20 protein-coding genes are annotated in these 21100 nt (G+C 62.0%); 9 read left to right on the top strand and 11 right to left on the bottom strand.

Annotation, left to right across the window (positions count from 1 at the left end; genetic code table 11):
- Positions 1–17: 17 nt before the first annotated feature.
- Positions 18–728, bottom strand: coding sequence for a hypothetical protein (locus tag M6D32_RS01365; RefSeq protein ID WP_298252607.1), 711 nt, complete (start codon positions 726–728; stop codon positions 18–20).
- 722 nt (positions 729–1450) lie between these two features.
- The gene (locus tag M6D32_RS01370; RefSeq protein WP_298252608.1) at positions 1451–2425 is read right to left on the bottom strand and encodes an NADPH:quinone oxidoreductase family protein; all 975 of its coding nucleotides are present in this window, start codon (positions 2423–2425) and stop codon (positions 1451–1453) included.
- 114 nt (positions 2426–2539) lie between these two features.
- Between M6D32_RS01370 and M6D32_RS01375 the strand changes: the two genes are divergently transcribed.
- The 6 genes from M6D32_RS01375 (at position 2540) to argG (ending at position 8534) form a co-directional block, all read left to right on the top strand.
- Positions 2540–3385 (top strand): SDR family oxidoreductase, encoded by an 846-nt coding sequence (locus tag M6D32_RS01375; protein WP_298252609.1) that lies wholly within the window; start codon positions 2540–2542, stop codon positions 3383–3385.
- 227 nt (positions 3386–3612) lie between these two features.
- The gene (locus M6D32_RS01380) at positions 3613–4203 is read left to right on the top strand and encodes an invasion associated locus B family protein (RefSeq protein WP_298252611.1); all 591 of its coding nucleotides are present in this window, start codon (positions 3613–3615) and stop codon (positions 4201–4203) included.
- A 247-nt stretch (positions 4204–4450) separates the two neighbouring features.
- The gene (gene rlmN / locus M6D32_RS01385; RefSeq protein ID WP_298252727.1) at positions 4451–5668 is read left to right on the top strand and encodes a 23S rRNA (adenine(2503)-C(2))-methyltransferase RlmN; all 1218 of its coding nucleotides are present in this window, start codon (positions 4451–4453) and stop codon (positions 5666–5668) included.
- A 122-nt stretch (positions 5669–5790) separates the two neighbouring features.
- Positions 5791–6288 carry a hypothetical protein gene (locus M6D32_RS01390; RefSeq protein WP_298252613.1) on the top strand — a complete coding sequence of 166 codons (498 nt, stop codon included), beginning with the start codon at positions 5791–5793 and terminating at the stop codon, positions 6286–6288.
- Between the two features lie 43 nt (positions 6289–6331).
- Positions 6332–7108, top strand: a complete 777-nt coding sequence (locus tag M6D32_RS01395; RefSeq protein ID WP_298252615.1) for a phosphatase PAP2 family protein — start codon at positions 6332–6334, stop codon at positions 7106–7108.
- A 91-nt stretch (positions 7109–7199) separates the two neighbouring features.
- Positions 7200–8534 (top strand): argininosuccinate synthase, encoded by a 1335-nt coding sequence (argG, locus tag M6D32_RS01400; RefSeq protein WP_298252617.1) that lies wholly within the window; start codon positions 7200–7202, stop codon positions 8532–8534.
- A gap of 66 nt (positions 8535–8600) precedes the next feature.
- On the opposite strand, the gene M6D32_RS01405 is transcribed toward argG, so the two are convergent.
- The gene (locus M6D32_RS01405; RefSeq protein WP_298252619.1) at positions 8601–9188 is read right to left on the bottom strand and encodes a TetR/AcrR family transcriptional regulator; all 588 of its coding nucleotides are present in this window, start codon (positions 9186–9188) and stop codon (positions 8601–8603) included.
- 151 nt (positions 9189–9339) lie between these two features.
- Between M6D32_RS01405 and M6D32_RS01410 the strand changes: the two genes are divergently transcribed.
- Positions 9340–9705, top strand: coding sequence for a nuclear transport factor 2 family protein (locus M6D32_RS01410; RefSeq protein WP_298252621.1), 366 nt, complete (start codon positions 9340–9342; stop codon positions 9703–9705).
- Positions 9706–9826: 121 nt separating this feature from the next.
- Here M6D32_RS01410 and M6D32_RS01415 read toward each other — a convergent pair whose 3' ends face one another.
- The 7 genes from M6D32_RS01415 to M6D32_RS01445 all read right to left on the bottom strand — a co-directional run bounded on the left by M6D32_RS01415 (position 9827) and on the right by M6D32_RS01445 (position 16603).
- Positions 9827–11443, bottom strand: a complete 1617-nt coding sequence (locus M6D32_RS01415) for an OmpA family protein (protein ID WP_298252623.1) — start codon at positions 11441–11443, stop codon at positions 9827–9829.
- 248 nt (positions 11444–11691) lie between these two features.
- Positions 11692–11916 (bottom strand): hypothetical protein, encoded by a 225-nt coding sequence (locus tag M6D32_RS01420; RefSeq protein WP_298252625.1) that lies wholly within the window; start codon positions 11914–11916, stop codon positions 11692–11694.
- Positions 11917–11999: 83 nt separating this feature from the next.
- Positions 12000–12782 (bottom strand): succinate dehydrogenase iron-sulfur subunit, encoded by a 783-nt coding sequence (locus tag M6D32_RS01425; RefSeq protein WP_298252627.1) that lies wholly within the window; start codon positions 12780–12782, stop codon positions 12000–12002.
- Between the two features lie 13 nt (positions 12783–12795).
- Entirely contained in the window at positions 12796–14637 is a 1842-nt protein-coding gene (sdhA, locus tag M6D32_RS01430; RefSeq protein ID WP_298252629.1) for a succinate dehydrogenase flavoprotein subunit, read from the bottom strand.
- Between the two features lie 2 nt (positions 14638–14639).
- Positions 14640–15014: a succinate dehydrogenase, hydrophobic membrane anchor protein gene (gene sdhD, locus M6D32_RS01435; RefSeq protein WP_298252729.1), complete on the bottom strand. Its 375-nt coding sequence runs from the start codon at positions 15012–15014 to the stop codon at positions 14640–14642.
- A 29-nt stretch (positions 15015–15043) separates the two neighbouring features.
- Positions 15044–15439, bottom strand: coding sequence for a succinate dehydrogenase, cytochrome b556 subunit (sdhC, locus tag M6D32_RS01440; RefSeq protein ID WP_298252630.1), 396 nt, complete (start codon positions 15437–15439; stop codon positions 15044–15046).
- Positions 15440–15649: 210 nt separating this feature from the next.
- Positions 15650–16603 carry a LysR family transcriptional regulator gene (locus M6D32_RS01445; protein WP_298252632.1) on the bottom strand — a complete coding sequence of 318 codons (954 nt, stop codon included), beginning with the start codon at positions 16601–16603 and terminating at the stop codon, positions 15650–15652.
- A 202-nt stretch (positions 16604–16805) separates the two neighbouring features.
- Here M6D32_RS01445 and M6D32_RS01450 point away from each other — a divergent pair, with 202 nt between their 5' ends.
- A complete protein-coding gene (locus tag M6D32_RS01450) occupies positions 16806–17669 on the top strand; it encodes a sulfite exporter TauE/SafE family protein (RefSeq protein WP_298252634.1) in 864 nt (287 codons plus the stop codon).
- Between the two features lie 525 nt (positions 17670–18194).
- On the opposite strand, the gene M6D32_RS01455 is transcribed toward M6D32_RS01450, so the two are convergent.
- Positions 18195–19736: a malonyl-CoA synthase gene (locus tag M6D32_RS01455; RefSeq protein WP_298252636.1), complete on the bottom strand. Its 1542-nt coding sequence runs from the start codon at positions 19734–19736 to the stop codon at positions 18195–18197.
- A gap of 611 nt (positions 19737–20347) precedes the next feature.
- Between M6D32_RS01455 and M6D32_RS01460 the strand changes: the two genes are divergently transcribed.
- Positions 20348–20902, top strand: coding sequence for a fasciclin domain-containing protein (locus M6D32_RS01460; RefSeq protein ID WP_298252638.1), 555 nt, complete (start codon positions 20348–20350; stop codon positions 20900–20902).
- Positions 20903–21100 lie beyond the last annotated feature (198 nt).

Here is a 21100-nt window from a genome sequence, read left to right on the forward strand (position 1 = left end):
CCCCTGAATGAAGACGATTATTGCAGTTGACTGAGGCGCCGCTGCGCGTCAGGCGAGCCAAGTTGGGCGGCGCGCTGATACCAGTTGCGCGCCATTGCAGGATCCGGAGTGATGTTGCGGATATCCTGCGCTCCCAGCACGGCGGGGTCGTAGGTCTCGGCCAGCATCATGGCGGCATTCGCATCCTGCCCTTCGGCCGCGCGCTCCAACAGCAGGCGTGCAGGCGAGATATCGCCGGTGGCAAGCAAGGCCTTGGCCCGCGTCATCAGGTTGGCGAGTTCGGCGGCATCGATCTGCCTTGCAGGTGCAGCGGCAGGCGCTGCAGCGGTAGGCGCAACAGGTGCGGTGGTCGCCGTGGGTGCGGCAGTAGCCACCGTGGTCGTCGGCTGCTGGATTTCGGCGGGTGGCAGGCTCTGATGCGCCGTCTTCAGCGCGAGTGCGATTTCATCGCGTGACGGCACTGGCGCCGCGGTCGCAAGCGCCGGGCCTGCTACCATGGCCGGCGTGCTTGCCAAGGCGGCAGCAGCCGCCTGGGGCGGCGGTGCTGCCGGTGCGGCGGCCTGGCGGATGTCGGCAGAGCCGATCAGCGAAGCGGTCGCGTTGGCAAAGACCGTGAACGGGTTTTTGACGGCGACGAAGGTGGCGATCAGCGCTGCAGCCGCAAAGGCAGCGGTCTTCAGCAGCCGCGAACTCTTCTTCCGCGGCCGTGCAAATTTCGATGACCGCAAGTCTTCTTCGGAGCCAGACAGAAAGAGTGGAACGGAATCGTCTGGCAGGAATTCATCGCGCGTCGCGACGGATCGCGACGAATGCTGCGACCTCAGCTGCGAACCCAGATTATCCAGGTCGACGGGTTCTGCGTACCGGTCTTCGTATGAAGTATAGTCCGATTCATACGGAGTGTCGTAAGGACTATACCGGGTCCCCTGCGCCATGGTGATGCCTCCCATTATTACGCAACATCGGGCATGCCGGCATCAGTTTATCGGCCCCTGCCCGTTACTGAACGATCTAAAACGCATTTTGAATCCGACCAAAAAGCGACGTTCACCGTCTCGATTTAGGAGATATTTTGATTTTATTTAGGCAGCTTTGGGTTGTGTCACCGCGTGGGTCGCGTCTCATCCGGGGCGCAAATGAGGAGAAGTTGTGGCGTGCCGGCCCAAGGTGACACTAGTGCGGCGGAATTTGAAGTTCCTATCAGTTTTGCCGCGCGTTCGTCATAGGAACTTCAAATTCAAAAGCCGCACTAGAAACCTATATTTGCTAGAGCTCCTTTGATTCCGAAGTTCGCGTCAGAAGCCGCCTCAATAGCTTGCGAACTTCGGAATCGGAGCTCTAGATGGCACAGATTGCGGCTACTACGAACCTCAAAGCGCGATCGCGTCATCAAGCATGGTTAATGGCGTCAAGCAGCTGACGTAAATACTTGTGGCAAAAATCTGTGGCGTCAAGGATGCAGGATCACTTTCCCCATCGCCTTGCGGCCGGCGAGCACTTTCAGCGCGTCGGCGGTCTGCGCCAGCGGGAAGGTACGATCGACATGAGAGGAGATTTTCCCCTCCGCGGCCCATTGCACGAGCCGCTCCAGGTTGGCGCGGTTCTTGTCTGGATTGATCCTCGCCCAGGCGCCCCAGAATACGCCTCTGATGTCGCAGCCCTTCAACAGCGCGAGGTTGAGCGGCATTTTCGGAATGTCGCCAGCGGCAAATCCGATCACCAGGAAGCGGCCCTCCCAGGCGATCGAGCGTAACGCAGTCTCGGCATAGTGGCTGCCGACCGGGTCGAAGATGATGTCGACGCCCTTGCCGCCGGTGAGACGGCGCAGGCCTTCCTTGAGATCTTCGGTGGCGTAATTCAGGCTGAGCTCGGCGCCATGCGCCTTGGCGAATTCAAGCTTTTCATCGGACGAGGCGCAGGCAATCACCTTCAGCCCAAGCAGCTTGCCGAGTTCGCATGCGGCGAGCCCGGTGCCGCCGGCCGCGCCCAGTACCGCGAGCGTTTCGCCCGGCTTGGGGCTGGCACGATCTTCCAGTGCATGCAGCGCGGTGCCGTAAGTGATGATAACACCGGCGGCACGGTCGAAATCGAGGCCGTCCGGAATCTTGACGATCGAAGCCGCCGGCAGCGCGATTTTTTCCCGCGCGCCGTTATGGCCGCAGGAAGCGATGACGCGATCGCCTGCCTTTAGACCGGTCACGCCGCTGCCGACGTTCTCGATGATACCAGCCACTTCGGCCGCCGGTGAGAACGGGAAGGGCGGTTTGATCTGATACTTGCCCTGGATCATCAGGAGGTCGAAGAAATTCAGGGCCGCTGCCTTGATCGCAATCACGGCCTCGCCCGGTCCTGCCACGGGATCGGGCACCTCCGTCAGCACGAGGTCGTCGGGACCGCAATATTGCGAGCAGAGAACAGCTTTCATGGGCACACCCGGGTTTCAGACACGGAGTTGATAGCTCTAACTTGCCACTGCGAGAATAGACAAAGGAAATAGATCCAAGAAATAGACTCAAGAAACAGATCGGGGAATGGAACAATGTTTGAAAAAGGCCTGCTCAAGGACAAGCGCATCCTCGTCACCGGCGGCGGCTCCGGGCTCGGCGCTGCGATGGGCCAAAGGTTCGCCGAGCTCGGCGCCGAACTGATCATCTGTGGCCGCAGGCTGGAGGTGCTGGAGGCGGCTGCTGCCGCGATCCGCGAGGCGTCAGCAGGCAAGGTTCACACGTTGGCGTGCGATATTCGCGACGGAGCGGCGGTCGAAGCCATGATGGAATCCGTCTGGCGTGAGGCGCCGCTTGATATTCTCGTCAACAATGCGGCCGCGACCTTCATCGCACAGACTGAGCATTTGTCGTTTCGGGCGGCGGACGCGATTCTCGGCCCCACGCTGCACGGCACGATGTATTGCACGCTGGCTGCCGGCAGGCGCTGGATCGAGACCGGACACAAGGGTGTCGTGCTGAGCATCCTCTCGACGTCGACCATCACCGGCCGCGCCTTCACGGTGCCGTCCGCGATGGCGAAATCGGCCGTGCTGGCAATGACGAAAAGCCTGGCGGTCGAGTGGGGGCCGAAGGGCATCCGCACCGTCGCGATCGCACCGGGCACGTTTCCGACCGCGGGCGCCACGGGCCAGCTTCGTCCCGAGGGACGCGATTCGAATTGGGTGGCGCGCAATCCGCTCGGCCGCACCGGCGAACATCGCGAACTCGCCGATCTCGCCAGCTTCCTGATTTCGGACGCGGGTGGCTACATCAACGGCGAGATGGTGGTGCAGGATGGCGGGGCGCATTTGCGCTCTTCAGGTGCGGAGGACCTGTTGGCCTGGACGGAGGCGCAGTGGGAGGCTCAGCGAACAGCGCATTCGAAAAGCCGGACTTAAGTCTTAAAGCGCCGACCAAAGCCTTCCGAATCGGGCATTTACCTTCTATCCATCGCAGCTAGGGGAATGAATTTGACATTCGCAACCGACCCGGCCGCGAGTTCGTCGAGCGAATGTCAAATCGCAAGGTGTCCGCTCAGAAGCAATGCGAATGTCAGGATCGGACCACCAGGAGCGTGCGGTACCGGGCCATCTTCCAGTCACAATGATGAGGGACCAGATTCGCGATGTCCGTGCGGGGAAAGCTGACAGCTTCGATTGCGGCGGCGCTTTTGTGCGCCGGTGCCGGCCATGCGCTGGCGCAGCCAAGCTCGAAGGGTGCCTCCAGGCCGGCCGCGGCCAAGCCTGAGCCCGCGGCGGTCGGTGGCAGCGAGCCGACGCTGATCGGTCAGTTTGGCACCTGGGGCGCTTATGCGGCGACGCCGAATGGCAAGAAGGTGTGCTTTGTGCTGGCAAAGCCGTCTTCCTCGAAGACCAATCCGCCGAACCGGCCGCGCGATCCGGCCTATGCCTTCATCTCCACCCGCCCGGCCGAAAAGGTCGTCAACGAGGTCTCGATCATGATCGGCTACACGCTCAAGCCGGGCTCGGAAGCGACGCTTGAGGTCGGTGGCGCGTCCTATGCGATGTACACGCAGGGCGACGGCCTCTGGATCAAGAACGCGGCCGAGGAGGAGCGGCTGGTGGAAGCCATGCGCAAGGCCGCCGACGTCACGGTCAGGGGCGTCTCCGCCAAGGGCACCGAGACCACCGACGTGTTCTCCCTGAAAGGGCTTTCCCAGGCGCTCGATCGCGTCGCGCAGGACTGCCACCGCTAGTGTAGTGGATTTGACATTCGCTCCCCCCAAGCCGCGAGTCCGGAAAGCGAATGTCAAATCCTAAACTACACTAGAATCTAATATTTCTAATGATCCTATGATTCTAACATTCGCAAAGTGGACGCTGAGGGGGGATGCGAATGTTAGAATCGGATCACTAGGTCGTTTTCGACGACCCTCGGATCCCCTGCATTCATGCCTTTCCTATAGGTCCTGGAAGGCTTATTTGGTGGTCATGACGGAGACAATGACCAGCGATCCCGGCCGAACCAACGCTTCCGCGAACGCACCTTTGGAAAAGGTGCCGCTGGAAACCTATGTGCCGCCGGCGCAGCCCTCGCTGATCGGGCTGTCGCGCGAGGAGCTGGCCGAAAAGCTCGGCGAGATCGGCGTCGCGCCGGCGCAGCGCAAGATGCGCGTGCAGCAGCTCTGGCACTGGATGTATGTCCGTGGCGCGCAAAGCTTTGAGGCCATGACTTCCATCTCCAAGGAGATGCGGAAGGAACTCGAGCAGCACTTCACCGTGGCGCGGCCGGAAGTCGTGGCCGAGCAGATATCCAACGACGGAACCCGCAAGTGGCTGCTGCGCCTGCCGAGCGGCGACCAGGTCGAGAGGGCGCACGAAGTCGAATGCGTCTATATTCCCGAGACCGACCGCGGCACGCTGTGCGTCTCTTCGCAGGTCGGCTGCACGCTGAATTGCGCGTTTTGCCATACCGGAACGCAGCGCCTGGTGCGCAACCTCACGGCGGGCGAAATCGTCGGCCAGATCATGGTGGCGCGCGACCGCCTCAACGACTGGATCGATCGCGCGACGCCCAATGGCAATCGCCTCGTTACCAACGTCGTAATGATGGGGATGGGCGAGCCGCTTTATAACTTCGATGCGGTGCGCGACGCGCTGCTGATCGTGGCCGACAACGAAGGCATCGGCATTTCCCGCCGCCGCATCACGCTGTCGACCTCGGGCGTAGTGCCCAACATCAAGCGGACCGGCGACGAAATCGGCGTCATGCTTGCGATCTCGCTGCATGCGGTGCGCGACGAATTGCGCAATGAGCTGGTGCCGCTCAATCGCAAATATCCGATCGCCGAATTGTTGCAGGCCTGCCGCGATTATCCCGGCGCCTCCAACGCGCGGCGCATCACCTTTGAATATGTCATGCTCAAGGGCGTCAACGATTCCCTCGATGATGCCAGAATGCTGGTGAAACTGCTGAAGGGAATTCCGGCCAAGATCAATCTCATCCCGTTCAACCCGTGGCCAGGCACTTCTTACGAATGTTCGGACTGGGCGAGAATCGAAAAATTCTCCGAATATATCTTCAACGCCGGCTATTCGTCGCCGGTGCGCACGCCGCGTGGCCGCGACATCCTCGCCGCCTGTGGCCAGTTGAAATCGGAGACCGAAAAGTTGTCGGCGCGCGAGCGGCAGGCGTTGCGCGCGATGGCGATGACGGATTAGGGACAACGCACTTCGCTCACCTCGTCATTGCGAGCGAAGCGAAGCAATCCAGCGTGAGGGACCATGATTCCGGATCGCTTCGTCGCTTCCGCTCCTCGCAATGACGATAATCTGAGATATGCATGGCATTGATCGGCCGATTATTCGTGATTCTGTTCGGCTTTCTCGCGGCAAGCTTTGTGGCGGGGATGATTGTCGTCGCCGCGATCATGTTCCCGGAGTTCTCCGATCTCGGAGCTGGACCGGTCGATCCCGGCGTCTTGAACGTCATCCTGGGCTTTGGCTTCATCTTCGTCAGTGGCTTTGCGCTGGTGCCGGCGATGGTCGTGGTCGCAATCACCGAGGCCTTCTATGTCCGCGGTGCTCTGACCTACGCGGTGGGGGGCGGGCTTGTCGGGCTCGCCTGTTATCTCGGCCTTGTTCCCTTCGACACCGAGCAGCTTCGGTTTGAAGGCATCGTGCGGCGGCATCTCGAGATCATGACCGGGGCGGGAATTGTCGCAGGCGTGGTGTACTGGATGATCGCTGGCCGCAACGCCGGCGCGTGGCGCCTGCCGCCGCCGAAGCTTCGACCGCCCCCACCCATGCCGTCGCAGTCGCCTTCGCCACCGTTGCTGTGAACGCGTCTTTTCATTCGCTACCGTCTCGGCTAAACCCCGCGCCATGAACCGGACCGGGTTGATTATCGCGCTTTCGCTGGCGCTTGGGGTCGGATTGCTGTTCGGAATCTACCCCGAGCTCGATCTGAAGCTGGCGGCCCTGTTCTATGACGCGCCGACCCATTCGTTTCCGGTGAAATCCAGCACGCTCGCGGTGATCGCCCGCGATGCGGCGATGTGGATCTCCTGGGCCTTTGCGCTGCCCGCCATCGTTGCATTGATTGTCAAGTTGGCGCGCCCGGATCGGCCGCTGATGATGTCGGGACGCGCGCTCGTCTTTCTTCTGCTAACGCTCGTTCTTTCCGCCGGCGTGCTGACCAATCTCACCTTCAAGAGCTATTGGGGCCGGCCGCGTCCGATCACCGTGACCCAGTTTGGCGGCAACCAGGCTTTCATGCCGTGGTGGGACCCGCGCGGTCAGTGCGCGCGCAATTGTTCGTTCTTCTCCGGCGAAGGCGCGACCGCGTTCTGGACCTATGCGCCCGCCGCACTCGCGCCACCGGCGTGGCGGCCCGCGGCCTATGCCGCGGCAACCGTGTTCGGCGCGACGACCAGCGGGCTGCGGATGGCCTTTGGTGGGCACTTTTTCACCGACGTCGCCATCGCCGGACTGGTGACGTTTCTGGTGATCTGGCTGGCCCACGGCTATATCTACCGCTGGTCATCGACCCGGCTGACCGACGAGGCGGTCGATGCGGCGCTGACGCGACTGGCGTGGCCGGGATATCGGGCTATGCAGCGATGGCGCGGCCGGGATGTCAGCGAAAGGCCGTCCCTGTAAGCCTTAACCGCCGATAACACGTGCCGATATTCTCGAAATTTGATATTCGCGGCACCTAACCATCAGCCAATTCCGATCGATTGGACACTCCATGAGTACGATTTTGAAGAGTCTGCCCAAGGGCGAGAAAGTTGGCATCGCTTTCTCGGGCGGTCTCGATACCAGCGCAGCGCTGTTATGGATGAAGCAGAAGGGAGCCCGCGTTTTTGCCTATACGGCAAACCTCGGTCAGCCTGATGAGGCCGACTACGATGAGATTCCGCGAAAAGCGCTGGAGTTTGGCGCCGAGAATGCACGTCTGGTGGATTGCCGGACGCAACTGGTCCACGAAGGCATTGCCGCGATCCAGTCGGGCGCCTTCCACATTTCGACCGGCGGCATCACGTACTTCAACACCACGCCGCTGGGGCGGGCAGTGACCGGCACGATGCTGGTGTCGGCCATGAAGGAAGACGGCGTCAACATCTGGGGCGACGGCTCGACCTTCAAGGGCAACGACATCGAGCGCTTCTATCGCTACGGCCTGCTCACCAATCCGGGCCTGAAGATCTACAAGCCGTGGCTTGATCAGCAGTTCATCGATGAACTCGGCGGCCGCGCGGAAATGTCGGCGTTCATGACGGCGAGCGGTTTCGCCTACAAGATGAGCGCCGAAAAAGCCTATTCGACCGACAGCAATCTCCTCGGCGCCACCCACGAGGCCAAGGATCTCGAGAGCCTGAGTAGCGGCATCAAGATCGTCAATCCGATCATGGGCGTGCCGTTCTGGCGCGACGACTGCACCGTCAAGGCGGAGAAGGTCGTCGTGCGTTTCGACGAAGGCCAGCCGGTCGCACTGAATGGGCAGACGTTTGCCGAGCCGGTCGCGCTGTTTCTGGAAGCCAATGCCATCGGCGGCCGGCATGGCCTCGGCATGAGCGACCAGATCGAGAACCGGATCATCGAGGCGAAGAGCCGCGGCATTTACGAGGCGCCCGGCATGGCGCTGTTGCACGTCGCCTACGAACGGCTGGTCACCGGCATTCACAACGAAGACACCATCGAGCAGTACCGGATCAGCGGCATGCGCCTCGGGCGACTTCTCTATCAAGGGCGGTGGTTCGACTCGCAGGCGCTGATGCTGCGCGAAACGGCGCGCTGGGTGGCGCGCGCTATCACCGGCGAGGTGACGATCGAACTGCGCCGCGGCAACGACTATTCGATCCTCAATACCGAGAGTCCGAACCTGACTTATCAGCCGGAGCGGTTGAGCATGGAGAAGGTCGAGGACGCGGCGTTCACGCCGGCAGACCGCATCGGTCAATTGACCATGCGCAATCTCGACATTGCCGACACCCGCGCCAAGCTGACAATCTACTCCGACACAGGTCTGGTTTCGATCGGCGAGGGCTCGCTCATCCTCAAGCTCGAGGGCGACAAGGATTAGCCGCGTAGTCACGGTGATTATTGCGTCTCCGCGGCTGCGGGACCCGATTCCGGGAAGGCTCCTGGCTTACCTCACCCTCAGCGCATCGAGCAGCGCGCGGAACGCCCGCGCGTAATCCTTGCCAGCCTTGCCGATATCCCGGCCTGCCGAAACCGCGACCGCAGCTTCCGTCACCGCGCCGAGCAGCAGCCGCGCCAAGGGCTCGATCGGCTGCCGCGCGATCACACCGGCCTCCATGGCCGCGGCCAATGCGCGCGGAAACTTTCCGCCGAAATGCCTCCCGTCAATCTCGCGCCAGCGCTCCCAGCCCAGTACCCCCGGTCCGTCGCGCAGAATGATCTGTCCGGTCGGGCCCTTGGAGCACGCCGAGAAATAGCCCTCTGTTCCGGCCGCCATGGCGGCGAGCGGATCGTTCTCGGTGCGCGCGATCCGATCGAGCTCTGAAACCAGTTCCAGCGAGACTTGTTCGAATACCGCTTCGAACACGGCCTCCTTGGTCGGGAAGTGGTGATAGACCGCGCCCTTTGCGACGCGCGCGGCTGCGGCGATGTCATCCATTGTGGTCGCGGCAAAGCCGCGCTCGCCAAAAATGCGCCTTGCCGCCTTGACGATGGAGGCCTTGGTTTTCTCGCGCCGCTCGGCCTGGGTTGCCATGCTGCCTGTTCTAGCGCAGTTCCACCGTCGAGCCAATTGACTTACCGACTATCAGTCGATAAATACCGACTAGTAGTCGATAAATATGCAGCAAGCCGACTCCCCCGCGCTCGATCGGGCCACCAAGTGCAAATAAGGATGGAGATTCATCATGCCCTCACTCAAGACCCTGCAGGCGTTCGTCGATACGGTTGAATCCAATGACCATGTCGGCGCCATCATGAATTTTTACGCCCCCGATGCGCGCACCCAGGAGAACGACGGCGCATGGCGGGTTGGCCGCGACGCGCTCGCCGAGCGCGAGCGTGCGATGCTGGCATCAGTCGCCGGCGTCAAGACCACGCGACTCGGGCCGCTGCTGCTCGATGGCGATTGCTCCGCAGTCTGCTGGCGATTCGACTTCGCCGGCAAGGATGGCAAGACCCGCAGCATGGAGGAGGTCGCCTGGCAGACCTGGCGCGGCGACAAACTGATCGAGGAGCGGTTCTTCTACGATCCGCAGCAGATGGCGCGCTGAGAAATTGTATCGATCATGCTGCTTCGACGCAAAAGAAAAAAATGGCCGGGCATAGCCGCTCGAAGAACGGCGTCGCCTTCGCTAGCTTATGCCCGGCCATTTGCACTTCAGGTGGCCTCGATCAGTGCGCCGAGCCGCCATCGAGCAGCGGCGTGATGCGGCGGACCGTGACGCGCCGGTTGACGCGGCTCGGCCCGTCGGTCTGCTCCTTCGGATACTGCGAGCCATAACCCTGCGTGGTCAGGTTCTCCGCCGGCACGTTGAATTGCTGGCTCAGTAACTCGGCGGCGGATTCCGCGCGGCGATCCGACAGCGACAGATTGTCGACGGGGTTGCCGACCGCATCGGTATGGCCCTCGATCAGGAACACCTCGCGCGGGTTGCGCGAGATGGCGCGATAGAGGCCGTCGGCGATCACCTGCAACTTTGCGGCCTGGTCGGGCGGAATGTCCCAAGACCCGGTTTCGAAGTTGATGGTATTGAGATCGATGCTCGGCATCATCAACCGCACCGACGGGCTGTAGCGGATTTCATCGAGCGTAAAGCGCCGGTCGATCCGGTCCACCGGCGGGGCTTCCAGTGTCTGGTAGATCACATCCGGCGCGGCCACGTCGGCTTCGACGATATAGCGATCATAGGGAATGCGGATCATTGGCGGCGGCAGCTCGACATAGAAACTGCCGACGGCGGAAGGATCGCGGAAGCTGTTGTCGATGATCACGATCTCGCGGCCCTCGCGATCCCTGCGGATACGGCGCAGCAAGCGTCCATCGGCGCCGGCGATCGTGATGATCTGCGAACCGTCCGGACGCACCACAATGGTGCGGGTTTCGCCGCCGACCTGCTGGGTCTGGATATTGCGGGCGCCGAAGCGGAAACGCTCGTCTTCGTCGTGGCGAATGAAAGACTGACCACTCGGGTCGACGACAATCACACGGCCCGGTTCGGTGAAGACCTTGCGGCCGCCCTGATCGGTTTCGTGACGCTCGGCGTGGAAATCCTCCATCCGCCGCGGGCCGGGTGCTGCGGCGCCTGGCGCGATCGGCGTCAGTGCCTGCGCCGACCGCGGCACAACAGGAATCGGTGCGGCAACGGCTGGCGGCGGACGGCGCGCCATGGTGGCGGCGGCCGGCGGAAGTGACGTCTGGCCCCCCGGTGCTGCGCCCCGCGGCGCTTGTTGAGGCGCGGCTGCCGGAGGTACTGGGGGTTGACCTGGGTGCGGCACCGGCTGAGGTGCGGCTGCGGGAGGCGCCGGTGGTTGGCCGGTGTGCGGCGCTTGCTGAGGCGCGGCCGGCGGCGGTTGAGGCGGCGTCATCTTCTGCTGCCGCTCGCGCTCCATTTCGTGTCCACGCTCCTGTGGCTGCGCTGCGGGTGCGGCAGGAGGCTTCGGAGCGGCAGGCGCAGGTGCTGCCGCAGGCGGCGGTGTATGCGGGGCGGCCGCGGGCGGCGGCGCCGACGGATGCTGCGGTGGTGGTGGTGGTGGTGCTGCTGGATGCTGCGGCGGTGGCGGCGCCTGATGTTGTGGCGGCTGCGGCGCTCCCGGCCGCGCGGGTGGAGCTCCCTTCGGCGCTTCCTTCGGCGCTTCCTTGGGCGCCTGCTTGGGCTTGCCGTCGGGACCCAACTCCTCTCTCTGCTGCGCCACCACGATCGGTGCGCTTTGCGCGTGCGATGGGGTGGTTGACAGTTGCATGGCCGTCAATGCGGTCGTGGCAAGCAGAGCTAGTTGTCGTTTTGTCATGCGCTTTGGGTCCCAGGGAAGTTTCGACGGTGTCAGGGCGGAGGGAAGATCGAGGAGGGGAATTGAAATCAACAAACGCCGACGATCAACGGACAAGCGTTGGGCCGGATTGTGGCGGGCTTCAAACAGGAACGAGGATTTATTTGCGGAACTGCGCGGCTTTGACGCGCGCTGGTTCATCACGCGTTCACAGCGCAAGTCGCAGCGCGCCTGAGCGCGTCATTCGCAGCCAAAGCCGTCTGGCGAAGTCACGCGTCCATTGCCGGCGGTGGCGAGGTGGGGTCAGGCGGGACGCCGGGCACCGGCAATTCGTCCGGCAGATTGCCGGGCAATTCATCGGGGCTCATCGGTTCGCCGGGTTCGTGCACCGGCGGCGGAATTTCGCGCCTGGGATTCCCGGGCGGGTCTTCCCGCAGCGGCTCGGTGGGCTGCCCGGGCGGGATCGGCGGATCTTCGGATGGATCGATTGGCATCGCATCGTCACTCGGTCATGCACGACTGAGCCGCTAACGACTTCCGTTGAGCGATGTTCCTAAGCGCGCGATCCGGTAAATGCCTAGACCTGCCGTTCGACCATCTTCAGCTTGAGCTCGGCGATGGCTTCGGAGGGATTGAGTCCCTTCGGACACGCCTTGGCGCAGTTCATGATGGTATGGCAGCGATAGAGGCGGAACGGATCTTCGAGATTGTCGAGCCGCTCGCCGGTCGCCTCATCGCGCGAGTCGGTGACCCAACGCGTCGCTTGCAACAGCGCGGCCGGACCCAGGAAGCGTTCGCTGTTCCACCAGTAGCTCGGGCAGGAGGTCGAGCAGCAGGCGCATAGAATGCACTCGTAAAGTCCGTCGAGTTTTTCGCGGTCCTCGTGGCTCTGCCGCCATTCGCGCTGCGGGGTCGGCGTGGTCGTCTTCAGCCACGGCTCGATCGAGGCATATTGCGCGTAGAAATTGGTGAGGTCGGGCACGAGGTCCTTGACCACCGGCTGGTGCGGCAGCGGGTTGATCTTCACGGCGCCGTCCTTCACGTCGTGCATCGACTTGGTGCAGGCAAGCGTGTTCTGGCCATCGATGTTCATCGCGCAGGAGCCGCACACGCCCTCGCGGCAGGAGCGACGGAAAGTCAGCGTCGGATCGATGTGGTTCTTGATCCAGATCAGCCCGTCCAGCACCATCGGGCCGCAATCATGGGTGTCGATGTAATAGGTGTCGACGCTCGGATTTTTGCCGTCGTCCGGATTCCAGCGATAGATCTTGAATTCGCGCATCTCGGTGGCGCCGGGCGGCTTGGGCCATACCTTGCCGCCCGTGATCCTCGAATTCTTCGGAAGTGCGAATTCAACCATTGATCTTGCCTAACTAGTACACCCGCGCCTTCGGCGGAATGTATTGAACGTCGTTGGTCATGGTGTAGTTGTGCACCGGACGGTAATCGATCGCGGTATTACCCTTTTCATCCATCCAGGCCAGCGTGTGCTTCATCCAGTTCTGGTCGTCGCGGGCGGCGAAATCCTCGCGCGCATGCGCGCCGCGGCTTTCGGCGCGGTTGGCTGCGGAGTCCATCGTCACCACCGCTTGAACGATCAGATTGTCGAACTCGAGCGTCTCGACCAGGTCGGAATTCCAGACCAGCGAGCGATCGGAGACCGAAACATCGCCGATCCCGCCATGCACCTTGTGAATCAGATTCTGGCCTTCGTTCAGTACTTCGCCGGTGCGGAACACGGCGCAGTTGTTCTGCATCACGTGCTGCATGCTTTCGCGCAGTTTTGCGGTCGGCGTACTGCCGGCAGCATAGCGATAGTGATCGAGCCGGCCGAGCGCCCTGTCGGCGGAGTCGGCGGGCAAATCCGGCTGCTTGCCGTTCGGCGTGATTTTCTCGGCGCAGCGCAAGGCAGCCGCGCGGCCGAACACCACGAGATCGATCAGCGAGTTCGAGCCGAGCCGGTTGGCGCCGTGTACCGATACGCAAGCGGCCTCGCCGATTGCCATCAGGCCGGACACGACGGAGTTCTCGTCGCCATCCTTCTTGGTCAGCACCTCGGCATGATAATTGGTCGGGATGCCACCCATATTGTAGTGCACCGTCGGCAGGATCGGGATCGGCTCGCGCGTGACATCGACATTGGCGAAGATCTTTGCCGATTCGGAAATGCCGGGCAGGCGTTCGTGCAACACCTTCGGATCGAGATGGTCGAGGTGCAGGAAGATGTGGTCTTTCTTCTTGCCGACGCCGCGGCCTTCGCGGATCTCGATGGTCATCGCGCGCGAAACGACGTCGCGCGAGGCGAGGTCCTTGGCGGAGGGTGCGTAGCGCTCCATGAAGCGCTCGCCTTCCGAATTGACGAGATAGCCGCCTTCGCCGCGCGCACCCTCGGTGACGAGGCATCCCGTACCGTAAATGCCGGTCGGATGGTATTGCACGAACTCGAGGTCCTGCAGTGGCAGGCCGGCGCGCAAGGTCATGCCGCCACCGTCGCCGGTGCAGGTGTGCGCGGACGTGCACGAGGCATAGGCGCGGCCATAGCCGCCGGTCGCGAGGATCGTGGTCTGGGCGCGGAAGCGATGCAGTGTGCCGTCGTCGAGCTTCAGCGCGATCACGCCGCGGCAGGCGCCCTGGTCGTCCATGATCAAATCGATGGCGTAGAATTCGATGTAGAATTCCGCCGAATGCCGCAGCGCCTGGCCGTACATGGTGTGCAGCATCGCATGGCCGGTGCGGTCCGCCGCGGCGCAGGTGCGCTGTGCCTGGCCCTTGCCGTAGTCCATCGTCATGCCGCCGAACGGCCGCTGATAGATCTTGCCGTCCTCGGTGCGCGAAAACGGCACGCCCCAATGTTCGAGCTCGTAAACCGCTTCGGGCGCATTGCGCACCATGTATTCGATCGCGTCCTGGTCGCCGAGCCAGTCCGACCCTTTCACGGTATCGTACATGTGCCAGCGCCAGTCGTCCGGGTGCATGTTGCCGAGTGATGCCGAGATACCGCCTTGAGCAGCGACGGTGTGAGAACGCGTCGGAAATACCTTGGTGATGCAGGCGGTGCGAAGCCCGGCCTCGCCGCAGCCGACGACGGCGCGCAATCCGGCGCCGCCGGCGCCAACCACCACGACATCATAGGTGTGGTCTTCGATGGGATAGGCTTTGCTGTTGGTGGCCGGGCTACCCTTGCCGTTCGCCGAGCCGTTGCCGCCCGCGGTCATCGTTACACTCCGGACGCAAGTTTGAGGATGGCGTAGATCGAGGCCAGAGCGACCGCGAAGCAGAAGAAATTATTGGCCATGATCGCCGCGAGCTTCAGCGGCTCGTGGTGCACGTAGTCCTCGATCACCACCTGCATGCCGATCTTCATGTGCCAGGTACTGGCGATGATGAACAAGAGCAGGATGATCGCAACCAGCGGCGAGCCGAGCATCTGCGCGGCGCCGGCATGGTTGCTGCCGAGCAGCATCATCACCACGACAATGACCGGCACCATCAGGAGCACCATGGCGACCGCGGTGATGCGCTGTCGCCAGAAGTCCGTGGTGCCGGAATGCGAGGAGCCGAGATTGCGAACGCGACCGAGCGGCGTGCGCATCGACTTCACGCTCTCGGCGTCGGGCGCGCTCATCGGCCGCCTCCGATCATATAGGCCACGATCCAGAGCAGCACGGTTGCCGAAATGCCGGCGACCAGCGCTCCCCAGGTCATCGCCTCGCGCTCATTGGGCTTGAAGCCGTAGCCGAGGTCCCAGACCAGATGCCGGATGCCGCTGAACAAATGATGCAACAGCGCCCACGTGTAGCCGAACACGATCAGGCGGCCGATGAGACTTCCGATAAAATCGTGGACATGGGCATAGGCAGTGGGGCCGGAGGCGGCGGCGATCAGCCACCATGCCAGCAGCAGCGTGCCGAAATAAAGCGCAAAACCAGTGGCCCGATGGATGATGGAGAGCGCCATCGTCAGGGTCCAGCGATAGGTTAGGAATGGTGAAAGCGGTCTTTCGATCCTGATGGTCATCGGGGGCGCTTTGATGTTTTGGCGGGACTCCGCGACGAGCCCTTCTTTGGGATCGCGGTAGACGATTCCTATTTACGAAGTCGAAACAGCCAGTGCAATGGCAGAATCCCTCCCCTGCGAACGGCAGTTCATAGCTTCAGATGAGCCTTGCATTATTGGGGGATTGAACGATCCAGGGGCGGTCTTCTGCTGGTATACCTGAAGCACGATTCATGAACGTTCAGCCGCTGGAGCATTCGTGACCGAAGACCGCGTCGGCCGTGACCCGAACGGATCGAGCCGGCGCCATCGCTCGGCGAGATAGTCGGCGAAGACGCGTGTCTTTGGCGAGGCCAGTCTCGCCGACTGAAACAACACGTTGAGAGGGGCGGGCGGCGGTTCGAAATCTCTCAGGACGCGGACGAGACGTCCGCCGGAGAGTTCGCGCTTGACCAGCCAGGAAGGGACCCTGACGACGCCAGCGCCTTGCTCTGCTGCGAGGACGAGCGCGTCCAGACTGTTGATCCAGAGTCTCGGCGAGATCGCGACCCTGGATTGCGGCTTTGCTTCCTTGCCAAAGTGCCATTCACCGAGGCCCGGCGTCTCGGAGAAGGCGAGACAATCATGTTCGGACAATTCGGCTGGTGTTGTCGGCGTGCCGCGTCGCTTCAGATAGCACGGCGCCGCGCAGACGATCATCTGGATGTCGGCGAGCTTGCGGACGATGAGCTGCGAATTCGGAAGGTGCCCGATGCGAAGCGCGACATGGATGTCCTCCTCCAGCATGTCCACGGCTCGATCGACGAGTTGCAAGTCGATGGAGAGGGAAGGATAGAGCCGCAAGAACTCCGCCAATACCGGCGCGACCAACGCGCGGCCGATCAGGGTGGGTACGCTCACACGCAGCCGCCCTGTCGGCTCCTGATGATTTGCCGTTAGTGACGTTTCGATCTGTTTGAGTTCCGCAAGAACAGCCTTGGCCCGCTCATAGAGCATCCGGCCCTCGTCCGTCAGCGTGAGGCGGCGGGTCGTCCGCCGCACGAATTGGATCCCGAAGTGCTGTTCGAGCGCGGAGAGCTTCCGGCTGACCGAGGTCAGCGAACTCGAGAGCGATCGCGCCGCTTTGGACAAGCTCCCCGTCTCCACCACGCGCACAAACGTCGCGAGGGCTGCGAGTTGATCCACCAGATTGATCCTTCCGATTTTCGCAAGGATGTTAGTCCATAGCGTCAATACTCCCGGAATAAACAATAGTCTATCTTCGCCGGCAGCTTTTCGCGGAGGTCATCATGGATCGCTTTCTCAAGCCGGCTCGCCATCGTGAGTCGCGCAGTTCGTCCCGCCGCGAATTCGGGGCAAACCGGTTGCCGGATTGCCGAGACGCACGATGACCATCGCCGGACTCAACGCCCCAGAAGTTCTCGAACTGGCCGTGCTGCTGGTCGCGGTCGGAGCACTTGCCGGGTTTCTCGCCGGCCTGTTCGGCATCGGCGGCGGCGCCATTCTGGTGCCGGTGTTTTACGAGTGCTTTCGCCTCGCCGGTGTTCCGCTCGAGGTGCGGATGCCGCTTTGCGTCGGCACCTCCCTTGCCGTCATCATTCCGACCTCGATCAGCTCTTACCGCGCCCATTTCGCCCGCGGCGCCATCGACAAGGAGGTGCTGCGTGCCTGGTGGCTGCCGATCCTGATCGGGGTGCTTTCGAGCAGCGTGATCGCGCGTTATGCGCCCGAGCGGCTGTTCAAGATCGTGTTCGTGCTGGTGGCTTATTTCGCGACCGTGCGGCTGCTGACGGCCAACGAGAACTGGAAGCTTGGCAACGATCTTCCGAAGGGGCCGGTGATGCGCGTCTTCGGCTTCTTTGTCGGCTTGCTGGCGACGCTGATGGGGGTCGGTGGCGGGCTGTTCGCCAATCTGCTGATGACCTTTTACGGCCGCCCGATCCATCAGGGCGTGGCGACCTCGTCCGCGATCGCGGTGCTCGTCTCAATTCCGGGGGCGCTCGGCTATATCTATGCCGGCTGGCCGGCGGCGGCGCACTATCCCGACGTGGCGGCGCTGCAGGCTCCGCTTGCGCTCGGCTATGTCTCGCTGATCGGCGCGGTGCTGGTGATGCCGACAAGCCTTTTGACGGCTCCGCTCGGCGTGCGGGTCGCGCACGCGCTGTCGAAAAAGACGCTCGAGCGTGCCTACGGAACGTATCTCCTCATCGTCGGCACTCGCTTTGCGATCAGTCTGTGGAATGGCGGGTAGTGCCGCTGCCCAAGAGGCGACATCGCGGGCTCGGCCTCTTATAATAGGGTTGCGACGGAAACCAGAACGGCAACATTGTGCGCACTCTATCGTCGGCCTGGACGTTCACGGCGAAGTTTGTATTTCCAGTTATCTGGATATCGGGCTTTGGATTGGGAACCGTCCTTCTTTGGTTAGACGGCCTGCATGACAAGAACGACGCGGTGCCGTTTAAGCTTATTTTTCTTGGAATTTGGATTGGAGCTTCAGCATTCATCCTGTGGGCTAACGCCGGCCTAAAGAGACTACGTGTAGACGAGCGAGAGCTCTTCATTTCCAACTACTTTCGAGAGATTTGCGTCCCTCTGAGCGCCGTTATAGACGTCGCTGGCTAAATTCTCGGCCAGTCACAATCTATTTCAGGGACGTCACTGAGTTTGGTGATCGAGTGACATTCATACCTGAATGGCGCATTCGCATCCGATTTTGGCGCACAGACCCTGTTGTCGACGAGTTGAAGCAGTTAGCAGGACTAGGTCCGAGAGACTATTTGCCCGCGTAAATATCCTTGTACGTCTCGCGCAGGATGTTCTTCTGCACCTTGCCCATGGTGTTGCGCGGCAATTCGTCGACCACGAACACGCGCTTGGGCATCTTGAACTTGGCGAGACGACCTTCGAGCGCCTTCAGCACCGAGCCCTCGTCGATTTTGGCGTTCTTGTCGCAGACCACGACCGCCGTGACGCCCTCGCCGAAATCGGCATGCGGCACGCCGATCACGGCCGACTCGACCACGCCCGGCATGGCGTCGATCTCGCTCTCGATTTCCTTGGGGTAAACGTTGAAGCCGCCGGAGATCACGAGATCCTTGCCGCGGCCGAGAATGTGCACGTAACCCTTGGCGTCGATCTTGCCGATGTCGCCGGTGATGAAGAAGCCGTCGCTGCGGAATTCCGCTTTGGTCTTTTCCGGCATCCGCCAATAGCCCTTGAACACGTTGGGGCCCTTCACCTCGATCATGCCGATTTCTTCCGGCGCCAGCACTTTGGCAGTTTCCGGATCGGTGACGCGCACCGAAACGCCGGGCAGCCCATGGCCGACCGCGCCGGGAACGCGTTCGCCGTCGTAGGGGTTCGAGGTGTTCATGTTGGTTTCGGTCATGCCGTAGCGTTCGAGCACGGCGTGGCCGGTGCGCGCGAACCATTCGCGGTGGGTGTCGGCCAAAAGCGGCGCCGAGCCTGACACGAACAGCCGCATATGCTTGGCGGTTTCCTTGTTCAGCGCCGGGTTCTGCAACAGCCGCGTGTAGAAGGTCGGCACGCCCATCAGCACGGTCGCGCGCGCCATCAGCTTGATGATCAGATCCGGATCGAACTTCGGCAGGAAGATCATCGAGCCGCGCGCAAACAGCGTGATGTTGCTCGCCACGAACAGGCCGTGGGTATGATAGATCGGCAGCGCGTGGATCAGGACATCCTTGTCGGTGAAACCCCAGTAGTCGACCAGCGTCAGCGAATTCGACGCCAGATTATCATGCGACAGCATCGCGCCTTTGGACCGCCCCGTGGTTCCGGAAGTGTAGAGGATGGCGGCGAGATCGTCGTTTTCGCGCGGCACGGTCGTAAAGGTGGACTGTGCCTTGTCGGCGGCGTCCGACAGCGATCCCTTGCCGTCGGGGCCCAGCGTTTCGACCTTGGCGCCGACCTTCGCCGCGATCGCAGTGATACCGGCCGCTTTCGATGGGTCGCACACCACCAGCGACGGCTCGGCGTCGGTGATGAAATATTCGAGCTCGTTGAGCGTGTAGGCGGTGTTGAGCGGCAGATAGACCGCGCCGGCGCGTACCGTGGCCAGATAGAGCACGAGGCCCGTCACCGATTTTTCGGTTTGTGCGGCAACCCGGTCGCCTGGCTTCACGCCGCGATCGACCAGCACGTTGGCGATCTGTCCGGCGCGCGCGACAAGGTCGCCATAGCTGATGTGCTTCCCATCAAGGGTTTCGATGGCGAGGCGGCGCGGATCGTCGACGCCGTCGAACAGGCGGGAAAACAGGTTGGCGTTCGTGATGGTCTTGTGCTGCGCATTCATGCATCATTCCGATCGGCAAGAGCGGCGCTAGTGGTCCGATTCCAACATTCGCATCCCTTCTCAGCGGGCATCTTTGCGAAGGTTGGAATCATAGGACCACTAGCAAGGATATGTTTCTAGTGGAGTTTAGGATTTGACATTCGCTTTCCGAGTTTGCGGCTAGGTCGGTAGCGAATGTCAAATCCACTCCACTAGCCGCCGCTATCTCATATTTGTCGGGTTTTTTACCAGCAAAGAGGCTCTTTACAAGGCAACGGAGACAGTTCGGATGTCAAATGTCGGCAAACGCGTGGCCTGGGTGACCGGCGGCAACATGCCCGGCCTGGAACCGGGATTTTATCCAGACGCCGGCTAACCGGGACTGATGAAGCCATCGCCGGAAAGACGCGAACGCGACCCCTTTGACGCGACACGTGCGCGAAGGCGAAAGGGCACGTTGGTGCGGCCCAATAGTTTCACCAAACATAAAGAATTTTTGTTCGAAACCGCGCGCAAAAACCTCCCGTAGCTCGGGCCAACGACGACGCAGTCATCGACCCGACGACTTGTCGCCGTTGCCCTCATCGGCCGCGGATGTCCGCGCGCCGCACAATCATTCGGGAGACGTTTCCATGTCCAAGCGTATTGCCTTGTTTTCCGCGGTCGCCTTCGGTGCTCTTGCCCTGACGGCGACCTTCGTCGCGCCGGTCAGCGCCCAGGAAAAGACCGTGATGGTCGGCGGCGCCGCGATGTATCCCTCCAAGAACATCATTCAGAACGCCGTGAATTCGAAGGACCACACCACGCTGGTTGCGGCGGTGAAGGCCGCCGGTCTCGTGTCGACGCTGGAAGGCAAGGGCCCGTTCACGGTCTTCGCGCCGACCAACGCGGCGTTCGCCAAGTTGCCGGCCGGCACCGTCGACAACCTCGTCAAGCCCGAGAACAAGGCGACCCTGACGAAAATCCTCACTTACCACGTGGTCGCCGGCAAGCTTGAGGCGTCCAATCTGACCGACGGCAAGAAACTCAAGACCGTCGAAGGCGAGGAACTGACGGTGAAGAAGGATGGCGGCAAGACCTGGATCGTCGACGCCAAGGGCGATACCGCCGCCATCACCATCACGAACGTCAATCAGTCGAACGGCGTGATCCACGTGATCGACACCGTCCTGCTGCCGGCGACCTAAGGCCACGCCGTATCCCATTTCTCCCCTCGGGATACCGGAAGGCGGGAGAAGCGAGCCGGGGAGACCCGGCTCGCTTTTTTGTGACCTCCGATCGCGGGGAGCGGTGGATTTCTTGGCTGTCGTCAAGAGTTCTGGCAGTAACGAGGGATCGGTTTTGGCGTATATCTACACAGACGAGCTTTCAGCGACGGGAACATC

The sequence above is a fragment of the Bradyrhizobium sp. genome (genome assembly GCF_027307225.1).
Classification (GTDB): domain Bacteria; phylum Pseudomonadota; class Alphaproteobacteria; order Rhizobiales; family Xanthobacteraceae; genus Bradyrhizobium.